This window comes from Streptomyces sp. NPDC051218 (assembly GCF_044455475.1).
Lineage (GTDB): Bacteria > Actinomycetota > Actinomycetes > Streptomycetales > Streptomycetaceae > Streptomyces.
This window is the reverse complement of the sequence record NZ_JBITEU010000008.1, coordinates 135,186-152,432: the sequence shown is the minus strand read 5'-3', so window position 1 is coordinate 152,432 and position 17,247 is coordinate 135,186. Positions and strand designations below refer to the sequence as shown.

General features: G+C 71.5%; 15 protein-coding genes. 4 read left to right on the top strand and 11 right to left on the bottom strand.

The features are described from left to right. Positions 1-37: 37 nt before the first annotated feature. The 4 genes from ACIBCK_RS24105 to ACIBCK_RS24090 form a co-directional block, all read right to left on the bottom strand. Complete coding sequence (locus ACIBCK_RS24105) at positions 38-1,240, bottom strand: type III PLP-dependent enzyme (RefSeq protein WP_399393378.1); 1,203 nt, start codon at positions 1,238-1,240, stop codon at positions 38-40. After that, a complete protein-coding gene (locus tag ACIBCK_RS24100) occupies positions 1,237-3,057 on the bottom strand; it encodes an IucA/IucC family protein (RefSeq protein WP_399393377.1) in 1,821 nt (606 codons plus the stop codon). Before ACIBCK_RS24100 ends, ACIBCK_RS24105 begins: the two co-directional genes overlap by 4 nt. A gap of 189 nt (positions 3,058-3,246) precedes the next feature. Beyond that, complete coding sequence (locus ACIBCK_RS24095) at positions 3,247-5,127, bottom strand: IucA/IucC family protein (protein ID WP_399393375.1); 1,881 nt, start codon at positions 5,125-5,127, stop codon at positions 3,247-3,249. Continuing rightward, positions 5,124-6,329: an acetyl-CoA carboxylase biotin carboxylase subunit family protein gene (locus ACIBCK_RS24090; protein WP_399393918.1), complete on the bottom strand. Its 1,206-nt coding sequence runs from the start codon at positions 6,327-6,329 to the stop codon at positions 5,124-5,126. Before ACIBCK_RS24090 ends, ACIBCK_RS24095 begins: the two co-directional genes overlap by 4 nt. A 263-nt stretch (positions 6,330-6,592) precedes the next feature. On the opposite strand from ACIBCK_RS24090, the gene ACIBCK_RS24085 reads away from it, so the two are divergent. Together ACIBCK_RS24085 and ACIBCK_RS24080 are read left to right on the top strand one after the other, a co-directional pair. Then, positions 6,593-7,546 carry a (2Fe-2S)-binding protein gene (locus ACIBCK_RS24085; RefSeq protein WP_399393916.1) on the top strand — a complete coding sequence of 318 codons (954 nt, stop codon included), beginning with the start codon at positions 6,593-6,595 and terminating at the stop codon, positions 7,544-7,546. Positions 7,547-7,596: 50 nt separating this feature from the next. Then, positions 7,597-8,691 carry an isopenicillin N synthase family dioxygenase gene (locus ACIBCK_RS24080; RefSeq protein WP_399393373.1) on the top strand — a complete coding sequence of 365 codons (1,095 nt, stop codon included), beginning with the start codon at positions 7,597-7,599 and terminating at the stop codon, positions 8,689-8,691. Here ACIBCK_RS24080 and ACIBCK_RS24075 read toward each other — a convergent pair. Together ACIBCK_RS24075 and ACIBCK_RS24070 are read right to left on the bottom strand one after the other, a co-directional pair. Continuing rightward, positions 8,678-9,301 carry a Clp protease N-terminal domain-containing protein gene (locus tag ACIBCK_RS24075; RefSeq protein WP_399393914.1) on the bottom strand — a complete coding sequence of 208 codons (624 nt, stop codon included), beginning with the start codon at positions 9,299-9,301 and terminating at the stop codon, positions 8,678-8,680. The genes ACIBCK_RS24080 and ACIBCK_RS24075 overlap by 14 nt on opposite strands. Positions 9,302-9,340: 39 nt before the next feature. Continuing rightward, on the bottom strand, positions 9,341-9,988 hold the full coding sequence (locus tag ACIBCK_RS24070) for an HD domain-containing protein (RefSeq protein WP_399393370.1): 648 nt from the start codon (positions 9,986-9,988) through the stop codon (positions 9,341-9,343). Between the two features lie 164 nt (positions 9,989-10,152). Between ACIBCK_RS24070 and ACIBCK_RS24065 the strand changes: the two genes are divergently transcribed. Further along, positions 10,153-11,199: a GlxA family transcriptional regulator gene (locus tag ACIBCK_RS24065; RefSeq protein WP_399393368.1), complete on the top strand. Its 1,047-nt coding sequence runs from the start codon at positions 10,153-10,155 to the stop codon at positions 11,197-11,199. Here ACIBCK_RS24065 and ACIBCK_RS24060 read toward each other — a convergent pair. Continuing rightward, the gene (locus tag ACIBCK_RS24060) at positions 11,183-12,427 is read right to left on the bottom strand and encodes an FAD-dependent monooxygenase (RefSeq protein ID WP_399393366.1); all 1,245 of its coding nucleotides are present in this window, start codon (positions 12,425-12,427) and stop codon (positions 11,183-11,185) included. The two genes, ACIBCK_RS24065 and ACIBCK_RS24060, sit on opposite strands and share 17 nt — an antisense overlap. Further along, a complete protein-coding gene (locus ACIBCK_RS24055) occupies positions 12,424-13,818 on the bottom strand; it encodes an MFS transporter (protein ID WP_399393364.1) in 1,395 nt (464 codons plus the stop codon). Before ACIBCK_RS24055 ends, ACIBCK_RS24060 begins: the two co-directional genes overlap by 4 nt. 105 nt (positions 13,819-13,923) lie before the next feature. Between ACIBCK_RS24055 and ACIBCK_RS24050 the strand changes: the two genes are divergently transcribed. Beyond that, a complete protein-coding gene (locus ACIBCK_RS24050; protein ID WP_399393362.1) occupies positions 13,924-14,556 on the top strand; it encodes a TetR/AcrR family transcriptional regulator in 633 nt (210 codons plus the stop codon). Here the strand turns inward: ACIBCK_RS24050 and ACIBCK_RS24045 are convergent, their stop codons facing one another. From ACIBCK_RS24045 to ACIBCK_RS24035, 3 genes are all read right to left on the bottom strand, one after another. Then, on the bottom strand, positions 14,557-15,312 hold the full coding sequence (locus tag ACIBCK_RS24045; RefSeq protein WP_399393360.1) for an AraC family transcriptional regulator: 756 nt from the start codon (positions 15,310-15,312) through the stop codon (positions 14,557-14,559). It abuts the gene before it with no gap. 11 nt (positions 15,313-15,323) lie between these two features. Beyond that, complete coding sequence (locus ACIBCK_RS24040; RefSeq protein WP_399393358.1) at positions 15,324-16,592, bottom strand: MFS transporter; 1,269 nt, start codon at positions 16,590-16,592, stop codon at positions 15,324-15,326. A 135-nt stretch (positions 16,593-16,727) separates the two neighbouring features. Then, complete coding sequence (locus ACIBCK_RS24035) at positions 16,728-17,234, bottom strand: GNAT family N-acetyltransferase (RefSeq protein WP_399393356.1); 507 nt, start codon at positions 17,232-17,234, stop codon at positions 16,728-16,730. Positions 17,235-17,247: the final 13 nt, after the last annotated feature.

The window sequence follows — 17,247 nt, the reverse complement described above, 5'->3', positions numbered from 1 at the left end:
CGGTCAGGTGAGTTGGGCGGTCCGGTGAGTCGGGCGGTCAGAGGAAGTGGAAGCCGGGTCGCGGGTGCATGAGGAAGTCGTGGTGCGAGATGTTCCACGCGTACGCACCCGCCATCGCGAACACCACACGGTCGCCGGCCCGCAGCTCCGTCACCGGAACCTCCCTGGCCAGCACGTCTTTCGGGGTGCACAGCTGACCCGCGAACGTCACCCTGTCCCGCCGTGCCTCGGACCGTGGCCAGGAGTGCGGCCACGGCTCATCGGCCGGGAGCACGGTGCAGGGCTGGTCGTGCCCCTTGGCCGCGGGGGTGCGCAGATGGTGGGTGCCGCCACGCACCACCGCGAACTCCGCGCCGTGGCTCTGCTTCACGTCCAGGACCTCCGTGGCGTACCAGCCGCAGTACGCCGTCAGCGCCCGCCCCGGCTCGATACGGAGCGTCAGGCCGGGATGTGCTCCGCAGAGTCGGGCCAGACCTTCACCGTACGCGGTCCAGTCGAAGCGCCTGGCGGGGTCTGCGTAGTCCACGCTCATCCCGCCGCCGACGTTCACCTCCGCCAGGCGGATGTCGTGCCGGCGGGCCAGCTTCTGCGACCAGGTCACGATGGACTCGGCGACCGCCAGCTGCTGGGGTGCGGTGAGCCCGCTGGCCAAGTGGGCGTGGATGCCGAGCAGTTGCAGCTGAGGGAGGCTGCCGTCGGTGAACAAGGAGACCGCGGGGTCCGCATCGGCGGGGTCGAGACCGAAGGGAGTCGGGCGCCCGCCCATGGCGAGTGAACTGCCCGCCAGCGACTCGGCGTCGAGGGCGAGATTGAACCGGAGCAGGACACCGACGCGGCGGTGCGGCACGACGCGGGCGGCGATCGAGGCCAGCATCCGCAACTCGTAGGTGCTCTCCACATGGAAGCGTTCCACGCCGAGTTCCAGGGCCGCCGTGAGCTCGTCCGGTGTCTTGCCGGGGCCGCCGAAGGCCAGCGGTCGCCCTGCCACCGCCTTGGCCACATGGGCGAGTTCGCCCCCCGACGAGACCTCGTAGCCGTCGACGTGCGCATCGAGGGCGGCGAGGATCTCGGGCTCTGGATTGGCCTTGGCGGCGTAGTGGAGCTCGACCTGCCGGGGGAGTGCTGCGCGCACCGCCGTGGCGTGGGCTTCCAGCGCCGTCAGGTCGTACAGATAGGCGGGAAGCTCCTCCGTGGGCAGGCCGAGGGCACAGTCACGTACGGCGGGAGTCGGGGCTGTCATTCGGCGGTGCTCCACGGTGTGTCGGTGCGGCCACCCAGGTTCCGTACGTGCTCGGCGAGCGGAAAGGGTGAGGTGAGGCGGACATAGCCCGCGTCCCGGTCGGCCCTGCGTTCCCAGCGGGTGAGCAGATTGGCCTTGGCGGGCAGCGGTACCCCGGCGAGCAGGGCGCCGAGCCGGGGCGGGCAGCCGTGCGCGTCGGCGAACTCCCGCATGACGGACCGGACATGGGACCAGAGCGCGGGTTCGGTGTGCGGATGCAGGTCGGCGAGGGCGGCGAGCAGCTCGGCGACGTGGTTGACCAGGAGGCAGTAGACGACACGGTCCCAGCCGCGCTGCGCGTCGTACGTCATCGGCCCCGCCACCTCGGGCGGGAGCGCGGCCAGGGTCTGCGCGTGGCGTTCAGGGACCAGCTTGGTGCCCTCCAGGTCGCGGAAGAGCACCTGAGCGGGCATGCCGTCGGCGTCGACGCAGATCAGGACGTTCTGGAGATGCGGTTCGAGCACCAGGCCGTGGTCGAAGTACGCGGCGAGCACCGGTGGCAGCAGCAGTCGCAGATACGTCCGCCACCAGTCGAGCGTGGGCTGCGGCCCTGCGCCCGCGAGGAGCCGCGAGACATGACCCGGCCCCGTCGGGTACTCGTCGGCGACGGCCGCGGCGAGCAGCGGTGTCGTGCCGGGGAGGAGCCGTCCGGCCAGGCCTTCGCGGACGATGACGCCGAAGCCCTCCAGCAGGGAGAGGTCAGGGCGCCCGTCGGGTCCCGGGAGCGCGAGGCTGCGGTAGGCGGGCTCACGGAGCACGGCATGGCCCGGGAAGCGGGCGGTCAGGTCGTCCAGGGCTCCTTCGAGTGTGTGGGTGAGCGCGACGGCGCCCGACAGCTCGTAACTGGCGTTCTTGCGCACGCAGTTGGTGATGCGGACGTTCAGGCTGAACTTCAGGAAGGTGTCACCGCCGTACAGCGTGCGCACGGATGCGGTGGCCGCGAAGGGGTGGCCGCCGGGGCCCAGGTCGATGACGTCCCCGCGGTCCAGGGCCGCGCGCAGCCCCTGGTGTCCGCGGAGCAGGTCGTACTGCCAGGGGTGCACCGGGAGCAGCCGGTAGCCGTCCGGCGCTGTTCCGAGGCGGTCGAGCGGGGCCGCGGCGCCCGGCCGCGCGGACTCCTCGGCGATGAGGTGGTCCCGTACGGCGAGGTGGCGCAGCGGGAAGACGGACGCGGTCTCGGGAGCGTACGCGGACCAGTCGGCGAGGTCGCCGCCGCGGGCCTTGGGGGTGGGATGGAAGCGGTGGCCGAACAACAGCGACTGCTCGGAAGCGAGGTAGTCCGCGAGCCACTTTGGGGCGGGATGCGCGGTGGCGGCCGGCGAGATGGTGGGCGCCGGACGGACGGCGGCGAGCGCGGCGCTGACGCCTTCATGGCTCGAGGCGATCTGCTGCAGGAACTCCTCATTGCTCACGCCCGTACGCAGCGAGAGTTCGGCGTGTGTGTACTCGGCGAGGCGCGGCCAGCCCACCTCGGCCCACGTGCCGTCCCGCTGCTCGGTCACCGGGCCGGTGAAACGGTGGGCGCCGAGGAGGGACGCGCGGCGCAGCGCGACACGCAGGAGGACCCCGCGGCGCGGCAGCCGGAGCAGGAGGTCGCCGTCGACGACGGCGGTCTGGCGCTCGGGGCCCGAGACCTCGCGCAGCAGGCAGTTGAGGAGGGTGTGCGTCACCGCTTGGTCGGCGCTGGGCAGACAGGTGGGGGCGGCCCCGGCGACGGGGACGGCGCCCCGGGCGGGCGCCCAGGGCGGTGCGGTGAACGTGCCGGTCGGCAAGGACATCAACGGCTCCAGCGGAAGCGGGGCGAGCGGCGGAACAGGGCGGGAAGAGTGACGGCGGCCATGGCGGGCAAGGCGATCGCGGTGCCGGTCACGGGGCGCGCGAGACGCCCGGTATTCGTTCCTCGACCAGTGTGAGCGCGGTCCGTGCGGCCCTCTGCGTCAGGGTGAGCGCCGACGACGCGATGGTCATCACGAAGTTCCCGTAGGCCGCGTGTAGTTACGCCGCGGATAGTTCTGCCGCGGGTGGTCGTGCCGCAGGTAGTTGGGTCCCGTCGTGTAGTGCTTGTTGATGTCGGCGGCCCCGGAGCGCTCCTTGGAGAGCAGGGTGCCCGCGGTGACCATCGCCTTGACGGGCAGTTCGGGCGCGTCCAGGACGTGCGCGCGCAGGAGCGCTCCTGGCTCACCGGGTGCCGTGCCGAGCCGTTCGACGGCCTCGGCGAGCCGCTCGCGCACGAGCCGGAGCAGCCGCTCCAGCGGAGCGTGGCCGTGCCGCGCGAGCCCGAAGGCGTAGGAGCCCGCGCAGAGGTGGAGGGTGATGGTGGTGAACACATCGAGCACGGGCCGGTCCCCGTCGACGAAGATCCTCCGGTCATCGAACTCGGTACGCGCAGGCGCCTGTTGTCCCATGACGTCACGGAGTCGGGCGAGGTTCACGCGAGGCCCGTCGTTGTCCTTGAACAGCAGTCGGAGCCGGGTGCGGCCGGCTCCGCCCCCGCTCCCACCCCCGCCCGCGGGGTGGTCGAGCACCAGCGAGATGTTCTGCTGGTGCGACTCCAAGGCGATCCCGTGGGCGAAGAGCGTGGTCTGCCAGTCGAAGAGGAGGGCGAGCGTGGCGTCCAGGAGGGCCAGGGTGTCGCCGTCGTGGAACCGGTCGGCGAGGTGGTCGATCAGCAGCCGGTCGCCGCCGGGTGCCGGGCACATGAGGGCGGCCATCGGCACGACGACGGCGTCTTCGAGGCCGGCGGGGTAGCGGCGCAGGAGCACGGCGATGAGTTCATGCCCGGCGTGGGCGAAGCGGGTCTCGTCCGCGTGCAGGATGACACCCCTGAACCGGGGTTCGCGGTCGACGACGGCTTCGACGAGGCGCTGGCCCGCCGCGCCGTCGGTGAGGGTGCCCGGCTTGATGGTGCGCCGGTTGCGCAGCCCTAGTGTGGCGGTGGCGAGCGGCAGTTTGAGGTGCCGCGTGGGGTCGGATGCGAGCGCGACGGTGCGCATCGACAGGGTCGGTACGACATCGGGCCCGGGGCAGTCGACGAGGTAGGCCCGCCCTTCGAGCCCCGCCGTCCGCAGCGCGTCCCGCAGGGGGCCGTCGGCGGTCAAGGGGTGCACGGGGAGTACGAGGTGACTCCCTTCGAGCGCGGGCGCGCCCGCCGCACGGGGTGAGAGCCAGGATTCGGTGCCCCCGCCGACGGTGACGGCCTCGCGGGGCAGGGCGAGCTGTCGCAGGGCGAAGGTGGGGTGGAATTCGGGTGCGTAGGAGCGAAGTTGAGCGATGCCCAAGCCGGAGCGGCCCCGCGAGGTGGGATACACGGGGTGATCGGCCCGAGCGGCGAGCGTGTCGTAACCGAGCCCGCCCGCGAGCCCGGTCCAGGAACCGGGGTCCACGCCGTACCGCTCGGAGAGCAGGCTCTCCACCTCGCGCCTCGTCCCTGCGTGCAGCCGCAGTGCGTCGAGCTCCTGCTGACACTCCACGGCGAACGCCTCGAACCCGCCGCGGTCGACGGGATCGGCGAGGTCACGCAGAGCGGCCAGAACGCCGGCCGTGTCGACGAATTCGGCACCTCCGGGCTCCCGCCGGAGCAGGGGAAGCCGGGCGGCGTACGTGGATTGGTAGCCGTCATCGAGGACAGGCATCAGCAGGGCGGCCCCACGGGAACGCTCCCGCGTCGCCACCGGCAGCCTCAGCCACAGGCCGTCCCCCCGCCGCACCGGCGTGCTACGGGTGCGCCACCCGGACACGTCCTCGCGCAGGAACGCGGTCAGGACGCGTAACAGGAGCTCGCCCTCGGTGTCGGTGTCGGTGTCGGTGTCGGCGGTGGCGGAAGGCTCCCCGTCCGTCAGGCACGTCATGGTGTGATCTCCCAGTGGTGCTCGGCGAGGAAGTCCGCCACGGCTCGGTCGACCGCGGACTGGTCCGTGCCCGTGGCGCGTACCACCCCGAGGAAGTCGCGGTTCGTGCCGTGGAGTTCGTGGTACTCGCCGACCTCGCGCAGTGGCCGGTACGTCAAGTGCACTCCGCCCGCCGTCGCTTCGGTCCGGCCCGGCGCAGCCGTCAGCGTTCCGGAGCTCCGCGCGTACGGGTAGTCGAGCCGTGCCCGGCCGTCCGACCGTGCGGCCAGGTCCGCCGGGAGCGGCTCGCCCAGATGCGTACGGAGGATGTGCTCGAAGAGCGGTATGTCCAGGAGCTGTGCGAGGAGCAGATCACACTGGTCGCCGATGGCACGGTAGTTGACCTCGATGAGCCGCGCCCGCCCCGCCGCCACCACGAACTCCGTGTGGCAGACCCCGAACCCCACCCCCAGCGCGTCCAGTTGGGCAAGGACCTGAGCCACCACCGCATCCGGATGCGCGGGGACGAACGTCATCCGTTCCTCTATGAAGTACGGCGGTGGTGACACCTCCGTACGGAAGCCCCCGAGGACGTGCCTGACGCGGCCGTCGCCGAGCGTCTCCAGGGTGCACAACTCCCCGGCGAGGTACTCCTCGACGACCAGTGCCGCCCCCGGCCGCCGCGCCTGGATCTCCGCGCAGCGCCGCACCAGCTGCTCCGGTCCTTCGACCAGCACCACGTCCTCGCTCGCCACGCCCTCCCGCGGCTTGACCACGCACGGGAACGGCACGTCGAGGGTCGTGAGTCCGGCCGGGTCCTGGTCCGCGGGGAGCTCCACGGACCGGACCGCGTGGGCGCCCTCAGCCGCGAGATGGCGCCGCATCTGTGCCTTGTCCTTGGTGCGCAGCGCGGTCCGCCAGTCCTTGCCGGGCAGCCCGAAGTACTCGGCGGCCAGGGCCGCTTGCGTCTGCAGATGATCGCTGTTGGTGAAGATCGCGCCGGGGGAGTGATGGGCGGATATCCGGCTGATGACGGCCCGGAAATCGCGTACGTCGCACTCGAGGATCTCCAGGGATTCGAGGGCCTCCCCGGGGAGGCCGCTTTGATGTGCCCCCGGGTGATCGGTGAGGAGCGTGACGTCGAGGCCGAGCCTGCGTGCGGCGGGCAGAAAGCCTTCGGTTACCGAGTCGGTGGGGTTGCGGGCGAGGACGTACAGCCGCAGGTGCGGGGGGATTCGCCGCGCGGAGGGGCTGCCTGGCGGGACGGCCCGAACGATCTTGGACACGGGGTGAGAGTTTAGGTTAGGTATGCCTAAGGATGTCAACTCACCGTGAGGGGCGGATCACTCGCGATGGAGTGACCCGCGACGCGCCGCGGACGATGCGGCAAGTTGAAGAGAAATAAGGTAAGCCTTACCTAGTCAGTGGCGGACGGGTTCGCCGCTGAACGACCGTCGGACCTGCCTTCCAAGGAGTACGAGTGCCGCTGCCCGTGGCCCCGGACCTGGCGCCGAACGCCACCGCCCTGAGCCCCGCCGCCCTGCTCACCGCGACCTATCGGCGGCTGGCCGCGCACTGCGAGACGCTCGCCATCACGGTGGCGGAACCTGGCTCGCCCACGGGTCAAGGCTGGGTGTGTGGTGGAGAACTGACGTCGAATCAGGACGCCCTGGCAGCCTTCGTCACGGCGGAGGCCGCGCGCATCCAGGTCGGCCACTACCACACCCCGCGCCCCGACGTCGCCGCGTCCCGCGCCCTGCACGGCTACCTCTGGTCCGTCTCCCTGCTGATGAGCGGCGCCTGGTACCTGGAGCGGCGCGTGCCGCGGATCCACCCCGATGACGTACGCGTCCATCTGGAGACCGGCGCCTTCGAGATCGTCCCCGGCCCGTTCGCCTGCTTCCCAGACGACCCGGCGGCCGGGCTCCCCGGAACGCGGGTCCTGGCCGACGAGGACTCGCTGCGCGCCGAGGTCCGCGACGCGGTCGTCGCCCATATGCGGCCGCTGCTCGCGGCCGTCGGGCCCCTGCTGCGGCGCGGACAGCGGGCGCTCTGGGGCATGGCGGGCGACGATCTCATCTCCGGGATCTGGTACTTGGGGCGCATGCTCGGCCAGGAGGACGAGGCGCTGCGAGCCGTGGACGCCCTGCTCCCCGGACCCGTCGCACCCTTCCCCGGCGGCGCCGCCTTCCGTCATCTGACGACCCGTGACGGCGAGCGCCACCCGACCCGCACCCGTCTGGGCTGCTGCCTCTACTACACGATCCGCGCCACCGACGCGTGCGGCACCTGCCCGCGCGTCTGCGACGCGGAACGGCTGCGCAGGATCGAGGCCGACAACACCTCGGCCGACGTGCCCCCGGAAACCGGGGACGTGCCTCCGGAAAGAGGGAACGTGCCTCCGGAGACCGCCGACGTGCCCCCGGAAGCCGGGCCGTGAAACCGTGATAGGGAATCGGGCACTGCCCCTCGCGCACGCCAGGAGACGCCATGTCCTTCAAGGTTCCCGTCATCGACATCACGCCGTACGTCGACGGTGAACGTCCGGCGGTCCAACGCGCCAGCGTGGCACGGGGGATGGACGACGCCTGCGCCCGCGTCGGCTTCGTCCAGATCCTCGGCCACGGCATTCCCGACGAGACGGTGGACGGCCTGGCCGCCGCCATGGACGGCTTCTTCGGCCTGCCCCTGGAGACGAGGAAGAGCTACCGCGTGGCCGGCGCGAACCGTGGCTACAGCCCGCCCAAGAGTGAATCCCTCAGCCTGAGCCTCGGCGTGGAGTCCGCCGGGCGCATGAACGATTTCTTCGAGGCCTTCAACATCGGCACCGAAGCCCGCTCGTTCCCCGGACTCGACCTGTCCGAGGACGACTACGGGATCAATGTCTGGCCCACGCAGGTCGAGGGCTTCGAACCGGCTGTGCTGAGCTACTTCGCGGAGGCCGGACGCGTGGCACGCACCCTGACCCGCGTCTTCGCGGACGCGCTGGGGGAGCCGCCGGACCTCTTCGACGCGCTGACCGATCACTCCATCGACGTACTGCGCATGAACAACTACGCCCTGCCCGAAGGCGCCGTCACCCTCGACGGCGACCTGACGGGGATGGGGGAGCACACCGACTTCGGTCTCGTCACCGTGCTGTGGGCGGACCAGGTCGCCGGTCTTCAGGTGCTCGGCACGGACGGGGCCTGGCACGACGTCACACCCGTCGACGGCGCGCTCCTGGTCAACCTCGGCGACCTCACCGCCCGGCTCACCAACGACCGCTGGATGTCCACCCTGCACCGCGTCAAGCCGCCGATCGTGCACGGCGGCATCGTCCGGCGCAGGTCCGCCGCCTACTTCCACGACGGCAACGTCGACGCGGTCATCTCCACGCTGCCGAGCCACATCGACGCCTCCGGCGGCCTCGCCCACGAACCGATCCTCGTACGCGATCACATCAAGGCGAAGCTCGCGGGATCCCGGCAGGGCCAGGCGAACACGGCGGCCGTCCGGGAGGCGGCGCGGGTGCGCGCGGCGGCGGGGCGGGCGACCGGGAAGCACGCCCCCGCGACCGGATCCGGCTCGGTCACTCCTGGTTGAGGGAGGCGCGGCGGATCGCCTCCACGGCCTCGGTGAGGTCCGCCTCGGCGACGGCTTTGTCGATGCCGAGCCCGGTGAGCGTGCTCGTGCCGCCCTCCGCCTTCAGGAGCGAGAGCAGGATGTGCTCGGTGCCGATGTAGTTGTGCCCGAGCCGCAGTGCCCCGCGGTAGGTGAGTTCGAGGACCTTCTTCGCCCCGGCGTCGTACGGGATGAGGTCGGGCAGCTCGCCGACCGCGGGCGGCAGCGCTTGGGTGACACTGTCGCGGATCGCGTCGTTCCCCGCGGCGCGGGCCTCCTCCTGCGAGGCCATGACCACGTTCTTGGCGCGGGGCGTGAACCGGCTGAAGCCCTGCCGGGGATCGAGGTCGGACATCTCCCCGGGGTCCTTGGCCACGAACCGCTTCTGGGCCGCCTGCCGGGTGACCCCCATGCTCTTGCCGATCTCCGTCCACGAGGCGCCCGAGCGGCGCGCTTGGTCCACGAAGTGTCCGATGAGATGGTCGGCGACGTCGCCGAGGTGGTCGGCGGCGATCACGGCGTCGGAGAGCTGCTCGAGGGCGGCTTCCGGGTGGGCCTGCTTGATGGCCTGGATCAGGTCGTCCAGGCGGATCGGCCCGAACTGGTGTCCTCCCCACTACTCCGCCCAGGACTACTCCGCCCAGGGGGACTTCCGGATGACCTCGACGAAGTCGCCGCGCGTGAAGCCGGGGACGAAGTGCTCGAGGACGTCGGCCTTCACGTTTCCGAAGGTGGTCTCCGGCTTGGGGGCGATGCCCTCGGTGAACGCCTCCAGGATCCGCCGCTTGAAGTCGGGGCGTGGATGCAGCGCGGTGATGTCGGCGCGCTCGTCGGCGGTCAGGTCGTCGTAGCCGATGCCCAGGACGTCGTACTCCACCCCGGCGGTGACCAGGGCGACCTCCGGCTCCATGAACTCGGGGATGCCCGGGGTCGTGTGCAGGGCGATGGCGGTCCACACCCGGCGCACGCTGTCCTCCGGAACGCCGTGGCCGTGCAGGAAGCGGCGGGCCTCGTCGGCGCTGTCCACCTCGAAGCGCCGCCCGCTGTCCCGGAACCCTTCGCCGAGGCCCAGGTCGTGGAACATCGCGCCGATGTAGAGCAGTTCGGGGTCGAAGCTCAGTCCGCGTCGGGCGCCTTGCAAACTGCCGAACCAGAAGACGCGCCGTGAGTGGTGGTAGATCAGCTCGCTCGTGGTGTCCCGCACCAGTTCGGTGGCAGCGGCGGCCAGCTCGGAGTCCGGCACGGACACCCCGGCGGCGGATGACGCGTGGTCGGTCATGGCATGTCACCTTCCTTTTCGAGAAAGAGGCCGCGGCAGGGCCGGCGGCCCCGGTCGGCTTCTGGGACCTGGGACCAGCCTGCTCGTCGTACGCGTCCCCGTGCCATGTCCCTGTGGACGCGCACCCCACACATCTGGACACGCACCGCCGCTAGCGTGACCCCATGCGCGAACAACCGAAAGGGCCACGCCCCCACCACGTCTACGTCCTCGCCTTCGACGGCGTACGCCTCCTCGACGTCGCGGCGCCCCTGGAGGTCTTCGCCACCGCGAGCCGATACACCGGAGGCCGCTACACCGTGCGGGTCTGCACCCCCGACGGGCAGGACGTCAGGACCTCCACCGGGCTGCGGATCGCGGCGGACCTGTCGGCGGCCGACATGTCGGCGGCCGACATGGGCGCGGCGGCTGACGCGGGCAGCGTGGACACCCTCGTCGTCCCCGGTCACGCCGAGCTCGTCACGTTCGCCGAACGTCCCGGACTCGTCGAGCTCGTCGCCCAACTGGCGCGCAGGGCAGGGCGGGTGGCCGCCGTGTGCACCGGCGCCTTCGCCCTCGCCGCGGCGGGGCTCCTGCGTGGCCGCCGGGCGACGACGCACTGGGAGCACGCGGCGAAGCTGGCCCGGCTCCACCCCGACACCACCGTCACGGCGGATGCCATCTACGTCCAGGACGGGCCCGTCCTCACCTCGGCCGGAGTCACCGCCGGCATCGACGTCTGCCTTGCTCTCGTGGAGCAGGACCACGGCCCCGACATCGCGCGCCGGGTCGCCCGCGACCTCGTGGTTTTCCTCCAGCGGCCCGGCGGACAGTCACAGTTCTCCGCCGCCTCGCGCGCCCCGGCGACCAGCCATCCGGTGCTGCGCCCGCTGCTCGACGCGATCGCCGCCGACCCGGCGGCCGACCACCGCCTAGCTACCCTTGCCGGGCGGGCCGCCGTGAGTCCCCGGCACCTGACCCGGCTCTTCACCCGGCAGCTCGGCACCACCCCGGCCGCGTACGTGGAGTCCCTCAGGCTGGAGGCTGCCCGCATGCTCCTCGAACGCGGCGCGAGCGTCACCGACACGGCCGAGCGCAGCGGTCTCGGCAGTGACGAGACGCTGCGCAGGGCCTTCGCCCGCCACCTCGGGACGACCCCGTCCGCGTACGCTGCGCGCTTCCGTACGACCAGGGCCGAGGTGCGTATGCCCGGAGTCACCCCATCGGCGTGAATTCCGGCAGAGTGAGGGCCGAGTGGGCCGGGCGCCCCTGCGCGGGGGGTGTGGCGGCGAGATTGCGCAGCATGGCGTTGCGCCGCTCCAGAGACCGGGCGGTGGTGGGGAAGAGCGTGGCGTCCCCCTCGCCGATCCGGTCCTGATTCGCCGTCACGAACGCACGGGTGTCCCGCTCGTAGGCGGCGAAGCCCGCGGCGGCGTCCCGGCCGGCCAGCGAACCGCCGAGCATGTACGCGCCCACGAGCGCGAGGCTCGAGCCTTGTCCGGTGAGGAACGAAGGTGCGTACGCGGCGTCGCCCACCAGCGCGACCCTGCCGCTGGACCAGCGAGGCATGCGGATCTGGCTGACCACGTCGATGAACAGGTCATCCGCGTCGCGCATGGCGGCCACCATGCCGGGGACCTCCCATCCCGCGTCGGCGAAGACAGCCGCGACCAGGTCCCGTTGCGCCTCCGGGTCGCGGAACGCGTCGACGTCGAAGGGCGGTTCCGTCCGGGCGAAGTTCAGGAAGGCGTGCACGTCGTCGCCGTCCCCCACGGCGTAGAGAGCCGCGGCTCTGCCCGGGGTGTTCCACATCGTGACCTCGTGGGAGAGACCGAGGGTGTTACGCATGGTGAACACGGCGAAGCAGTAACCGAGATAGCGGTGGAACTGCTCTTCGGGACCGAACACCGACGCGCGTGTACGTGAGTGCAGACCGTCCGCGCCGAACACCATGTCGAACGTACGCGTGCTGCCCCCGCGGAACGTCACGTCGACTCCGTGGCCGGTTTGGTCGAGGGTGTCGATGGAGTCGTCGAACAGGAAGTCCACGTCCTCACGGACCGCCGCGTAGAGGGCGTCGGTCAGATCCCCGCGCCGCACTTCCAGGTCCTGTCCCGCGACACTGCCGACGACGTCATGCGGGTTGATGGAGGCCACCTCGGAGCCGTCCCCGTCGAGGAAGGTCATTCGCCGCGAGTCGATGTGTGCCTCCCGCAGCCGGGGCAGGATCCCCATGCGCCGGACGACCTCAAGTGCGGTGCCGCGCACGTCGACGGGGTAGCCGCCGCTGCGCGGCGCGCCCGCCTTCTCCACCACCGTGACCGCGTATCCGTGGCGGTTCAGCCAGAACGCTAGGGCGGGGCCCGCGATACTGGCCCCCGAGATCAGGACATTGCGTTTCGCAGCGTTGCGGCTGTGCGTCAGCCGGCGGCTGTGGGTCAACTGGTCGGTAGAGCTCATGCCTTGGCTCCTTTGCGCATCGTGCGGACGGCGAGCAGCGACAGCGCCGTGACGGCTCCGGCGATGAGGAATCCGATGACGAAGGCCGATTCGGCAGGGACGTTCGTCCCGGGGCGGGTCCCCGCGGCCAGGAAGGCGCCGCTGACCTGTGCGCCCGCGGCGAAGCCGATCACGCGCGTCACGAGGACCAGGCCGGTGGCGGCGCCGGTGTTGCCGTGATCGACGGAGGTGGCGGTTTTGACGACCATCGCCGTGACGCAGACTCCACTGGCCAGGGCGATCAGGGCCTTGCCGACGACGAGGTGCCAGACCTCGCTGTGCACGAACGCCATGGCGACCAGCGTGGTCGCCATGATGACGATTCCGGCGGTGACCACGGCACTTGAACCGAAGCGCCGCGCCGCGATGCCGCCGAGCGGCCCGCTGACCGCCCCCGCGACGGCCCCGGGCAGGAGGTAGCGCCCGACGTCGGTGGGGTCGGCCCCGAAGCCGTACCCGTCGGCGGACAGATCGAACAGCTGCGGGACGAGGAACATCGACACCGAGGTGCCGACGCAGACGGCGAAGGTGATCGCGTAGGAGCTCCATATCGCAGGCCGCGCCACCATGCGCAGATCGACCATCGGCGACGGCGACCGGCGTTCGACGCGGAGCCATCCGGTCACGAGGAGCGCCAGGAGCACGGCCAGGGCGCCGAGCACGAGCGGCTGACTGCCGAGTTCGGGCGCCATCGAAAGTCCGAGCATGAGCGTCAGCAGAATGCCGCTCAGGAGAACCAGACCGGGCCAGTCGATCCTGGCGTCCGTCCGGGCCGGCGGATCGTCCGGCATCAGCCGGTGCACCAGCAGGGTCGCGCCGACGATCGCGATCGTCGGTATCGCGAACATCCAGTGCCGGGAGAGGTTTTCCGCGATGGGCCCGGCCATCAAGGTGCCCAGCATGCCGCCGCCCACGAACAGCCCGCTCACCACCCCGATGGCCACTTGTGACTCACCCGAGGAGAGGTGCTTGCGTACCAGGATGAACGAAAGGGGCATCGCGCCCACCATCGCGCCCTCCAGCACCTGACCGAGCAGCAGCACCGGCAGGTTCGGCGCCGACGAGGACACCAGGCCACCGGCCGAGACCACCGCCATCAGCCGGAGCATGACCCGTTTCCCGCCGTAGCGGTCACCGAGGCTGCCCGCGACGGGAGTGACGAGAGCGCCGGTGATGAGCAACGTGATGCTGAGTAACGCCCCTTGGGCACGGCTCATCGAGAGTTCGCGTTGTAAGAGCGGGAGCGTCGGTGTCACCACCGACTCCAGTGCCCCGGTGGCGGCCGCCAGCATGCCGAGAGCCGCGACGGCGGCCCTCCCGATGCGGACCGGGGGAGCCAGGATTGTGGTCATGAACTTCCTTTCCCTCGTTGCCTGAGCGAGCGGGGGAACGGCAGTTGATGCCCCCGCACCACAACTACACTACACCGTGCAGTGTAGTTGCGTTAAGGTAAGGCCATGCCGACCACGAAGACCCTGCGCGAGGGGTCCACGCAGAAGCGGACCGCCATCCTCACCGCGGCCCGGGAGTTGTTCCTCGCCGATGGTTTCGACCGGACCAGCGTCGACGCGGTCGCCGCCAGGGCCGGGGTGTCCAAGCGGACGGTCTACGACTACTTCGGCGACAAGCAGACGCTGCTGCGCACGGTGGTCGATGGCGTCGGCCAGTCAGTGGTCACCACGGTCCGGCGCATCGTCGACGAGACCCTCACCGACGGCACCCGGGCCGCCGACCTCGAAGACGTCCTGGTCGCCTTCTCGATGCGCATCGCGAGCGACATGCTCGACTCGGCGGAGTACGCGACGCTGCGACGCCTGGTCCGTGCGCGCTCCGGCCGCCCGCCGGGCCGGGGCGAGAACCCCATGGCCGACACCCCCGACGAGGCGCTTGCCGAGCGGTTCGCCGCCCTCGCCGCGGACGGGCTGCTCGACGTGCCCGACGCCCGGCTCGCGGCCGATCAGTTCATCGCGCTGACCTTCGGAGTCGCCCTCGACAGGTTCGGCTCCGCGAACCCCGCGGAGGACAGCCGGGTCCGGCCGCTCATCGTCGAGGGAGTGCGCACCTTCCTTCGGGCGTACCGGGCCAAGTAGTCAGCCGCGTGCCCGCCGGGCGCCGGGCGTGTGGCCGAAGGCCCGGCGGAAGACGTCGATGAAGGCGCTGCTCGACGCCCAGCCGCAACGGTGCGCGACCACGGTGACCGGGGTGCCGTCGGCCAGGAGGCACAGGGCGTGGTGCAGGCGCAGCTGGGTGCGCCACTGCGGGAAGCTCATGCCGAGTTCGGCCCGGCAGAGCCGGGTCAGCGTGCGCTCGCCGACGCCGGTCGCGGCGCCGAGCTGCGCCAGTGTCCGCGGATCGGCCGGGTCGTCGCGGAGGGCGGCGCACACCGCGGCGAGCCGGGGGTCGCGGGCGGCCGGTACGTGGACGGGCTGCTGGGTCGAGTGGCGGAGCTGGTCCAGGAGCACCGCCCGCAGGCGGCGGTGTTCGGCGGTGCGGCCGCCGGGCGGCTCGGGCTGCCGGGTGTACGTGATGATCAACTCGCGCAGCAGCGGGGCGACTTCGAGGACGGCGGGCCGGTCGAGGCCGAGGGGGTTGTCCGTCACCGGCAGGCCCACCAGGTGCAGATCCGTGTCGCCGTACGCGCGATGCTCGTGGACGGTTCCCGCCGGGATCCAGATGGCCCGCGTCGCGGGCGCGACCCAGCTGCCCGCGTCGGTGGTGACCGAAAGGACGCCTCGGCCCGCGTACACGATCTGATGCTCGTCGTGCCGATGCGCGTCGACCTCCGCGCCCGCGCGGAGGGGGAGGAGTCCGGTGGTCGCCTGCGGAGTGTGGCGGATTCTCGACACAAGCAGTTACTTTAGCGGGCTCCCGCACGCCGCCGCTCACTCAACTGTGCCCCGTGGTCCGCCCCCTCCCTGCCCGCTGCCCGAGCCCGTTCCGCCCGGCGCACCGCGGGCCCCATCGCGAGGCTCGCCCCGAAAAGGATCCCTCCGAGGAGGAGCCAGCCCGGGACACCCCACACCACGAGGAGCGAGGTGAGCAGGAGCGGTCCGAGCGTACGGGCGACAGGGACGCCGGAGCCGAAGAACCCCTGGTACTGGCCCACTTGATGCGCCGGAGCAAGGTCGAAGCTGAGCTGCCACGAGCCGGCGGACTGCTGCATCTCCGCGACGACCTGGAGCACCGCCGCCGCCACCAGGACCGACACCGTCACCCACACGGGGAGCGCCGTGGCGGAAAAGGCGAAGACCACGCACGAAGCGAGCATGATCAGACCGGAGTGCCGCACCGCGCGCGTGGCCGAGCGGTGTCCATCGACGCCACGGGCCATGCGGACCTGGAAGGCCGTCACCGCAAGGGTGTTGAGGACGAAGAGAGCCGAGACCAGCCAGCTCGGCGCGTTCGTACGGTCCACCACCCACAGCGGAACGGCGAGGCTCAGCAGCGGCATCCGCAGCAGCAGGACCGCGTTGAGCGCGGTGATGACGGCGTACGGCCGGTCGCGGAGCACGGCAAGGCGAGGCTCACCCTTCCCGCGCCCCACGGACCGCGGCACCGCCGGCAACCGGAGCAGCACCAGGGCGCAGAGCAGGAAGCTGACCGAGTCCAGCGCGAAGACCGCGAGGTAGGCCCCCTGCGTGTCGTAGTGCAGGGCGAGGCCGCCGAGAGCCGCACCGACGGCGAGACCGGCGTTCAGGGTCGACTGGAGGTGAGCCAGGACGCCCGTGCGCGCCGCGGGGGGCACAAGTCCCGCGAGCAGCGCCTGCCGGGCGGCGGCGAGTCCGCACTGGGCGACGGCGTACAGGCAGGCGGCGACGAGGAACGGAACGAAGGAGCGGATGAACAGGAACGAGGCGACCGACGCGCCGGTGGCCAGAGCGAGCAGCACCGCTGTGCCGCGCGGCCCTCTCCGGTCGGCGAGCGCCCCCAGCGGAACACCCGTCACGGAACCGATGGCCCACGCGACCGTGAGCGCGAGCCCGATCTGCGTGGGGGAGAGGCCGACGACGCGGCTGAAGTACAGGGCCGACGTCACATAGTAGGCGCCGTCGCCGAGCGAGTTGCTGAGCTGGGCGGCGGCGAGCACGCGTGGCGCACCGGCCGGAGGCAGGATCTGAGTCGGCACAACGCTCCCTGGGCAAGCGGCCGTTGGGCCGTCTCTTCGCTGATGAGACGAGGCTAGCCAGGCAAATGGTCCGGCCTGTGGACCATTTGTGGTGTGTGAGCGTGGGCCAATTCGGCGCCTGGGCCGGTGGTCGGTTCAGGCTGGCCGCCGCACCATGTAGACGTCGATCGGGTCCTCGTCCTCGACGCTGAAGCCGTGGCGCTCGTACAGGCGCCGGGCCGCGCTGCCCCGCAGGACGTTCAGGCGTACGGGAGCGTGGTCGGCGTCGGTCCGGGCGAGCAGCCTGCTCAGCACGGCCGACCCCAGGCCCCGGCCCTGGAGGGCGGGGTCGAGGTAGAAGTGTTCGAGCCACTGGCCGTCGTCGGCGGGCCGCAGGGTGACGCACCCCGCGAAGACGCCGGCGGCTCCCGCGAAGACGCCGTCGGCGACGACGATGACCGAAGTGTGCGAGGGAGAGAAGGAGTCCCGCAGCCGCTGGCGCACCCGGTGCTCGTCGAACCGGCCGAGCCGCTCCAGGTCCGGCCGCATCACCCTGGCGCGCAGCTCGGCTATGGGCTCGACGTCGTCGGGCTCGGCGGCCCGCAGCGTCCACCCGGAGGCGGGTGCCACCGCTTCCGGCCGCTGATCGGCATGCGTAGTCATGGCCGAAGTATCG

Coding starts and splice junctions, on each gene's coding strand:
- ACIBCK_RS24035 (WP_399393356.1), bottom strand. CDS start 17,234: ATGACTACGCATGCCGATCAGCGGCCGGAAGCGGTGGCACCCGCCTCC.
- ACIBCK_RS24095 (WP_399393375.1), bottom strand. CDS start 5,127: ATGACGTGCCTGACGGACGGGGAGCCTTCCGCCACCGCCGACACCGAC.
- ACIBCK_RS24055 (WP_399393364.1), bottom strand. CDS start 13,818: ATGACCACAATCCTGGCTCCCCCGGTCCGCATCGGGAGGGCCGCCGTC.
- ACIBCK_RS24070 (WP_399393370.1), bottom strand. CDS start 9,988: ATGACCGACCACGCGTCATCCGCCGCCGGGGTGTCCGTGCCGGACTCC.
- ACIBCK_RS24065 (WP_399393368.1), top strand. CDS start 10,153: ATGCGCGAACAACCGAAAGGGCCACGCCCCCACCACGTCTACGTCCTC.
- ACIBCK_RS24080 (WP_399393373.1), top strand. CDS start 7,597: ATGTCCTTCAAGGTTCCCGTCATCGACATCACGCCGTACGTCGACGGT.
- ACIBCK_RS24050 (WP_399393362.1), top strand. CDS start 13,924: ATGCCGACCACGAAGACCCTGCGCGAGGGGTCCACGCAGAAGCGGACC.
- ACIBCK_RS24060 (WP_399393366.1), bottom strand. CDS start 12,427: ATGAGCTCTACCGACCAGTTGACCCACAGCCGCCGGCTGACGCACAGC.
- ACIBCK_RS24100 (WP_399393377.1), bottom strand. CDS start 3,057: ATGTCCTTGCCGACCGGCACGTTCACCGCACCGCCCTGGGCGCCCGCC.
- ACIBCK_RS24105 (WP_399393378.1), bottom strand. CDS start 1,240: ATGACAGCCCCGACTCCCGCCGTACGTGACTGTGCCCTCGGCCTGCCC.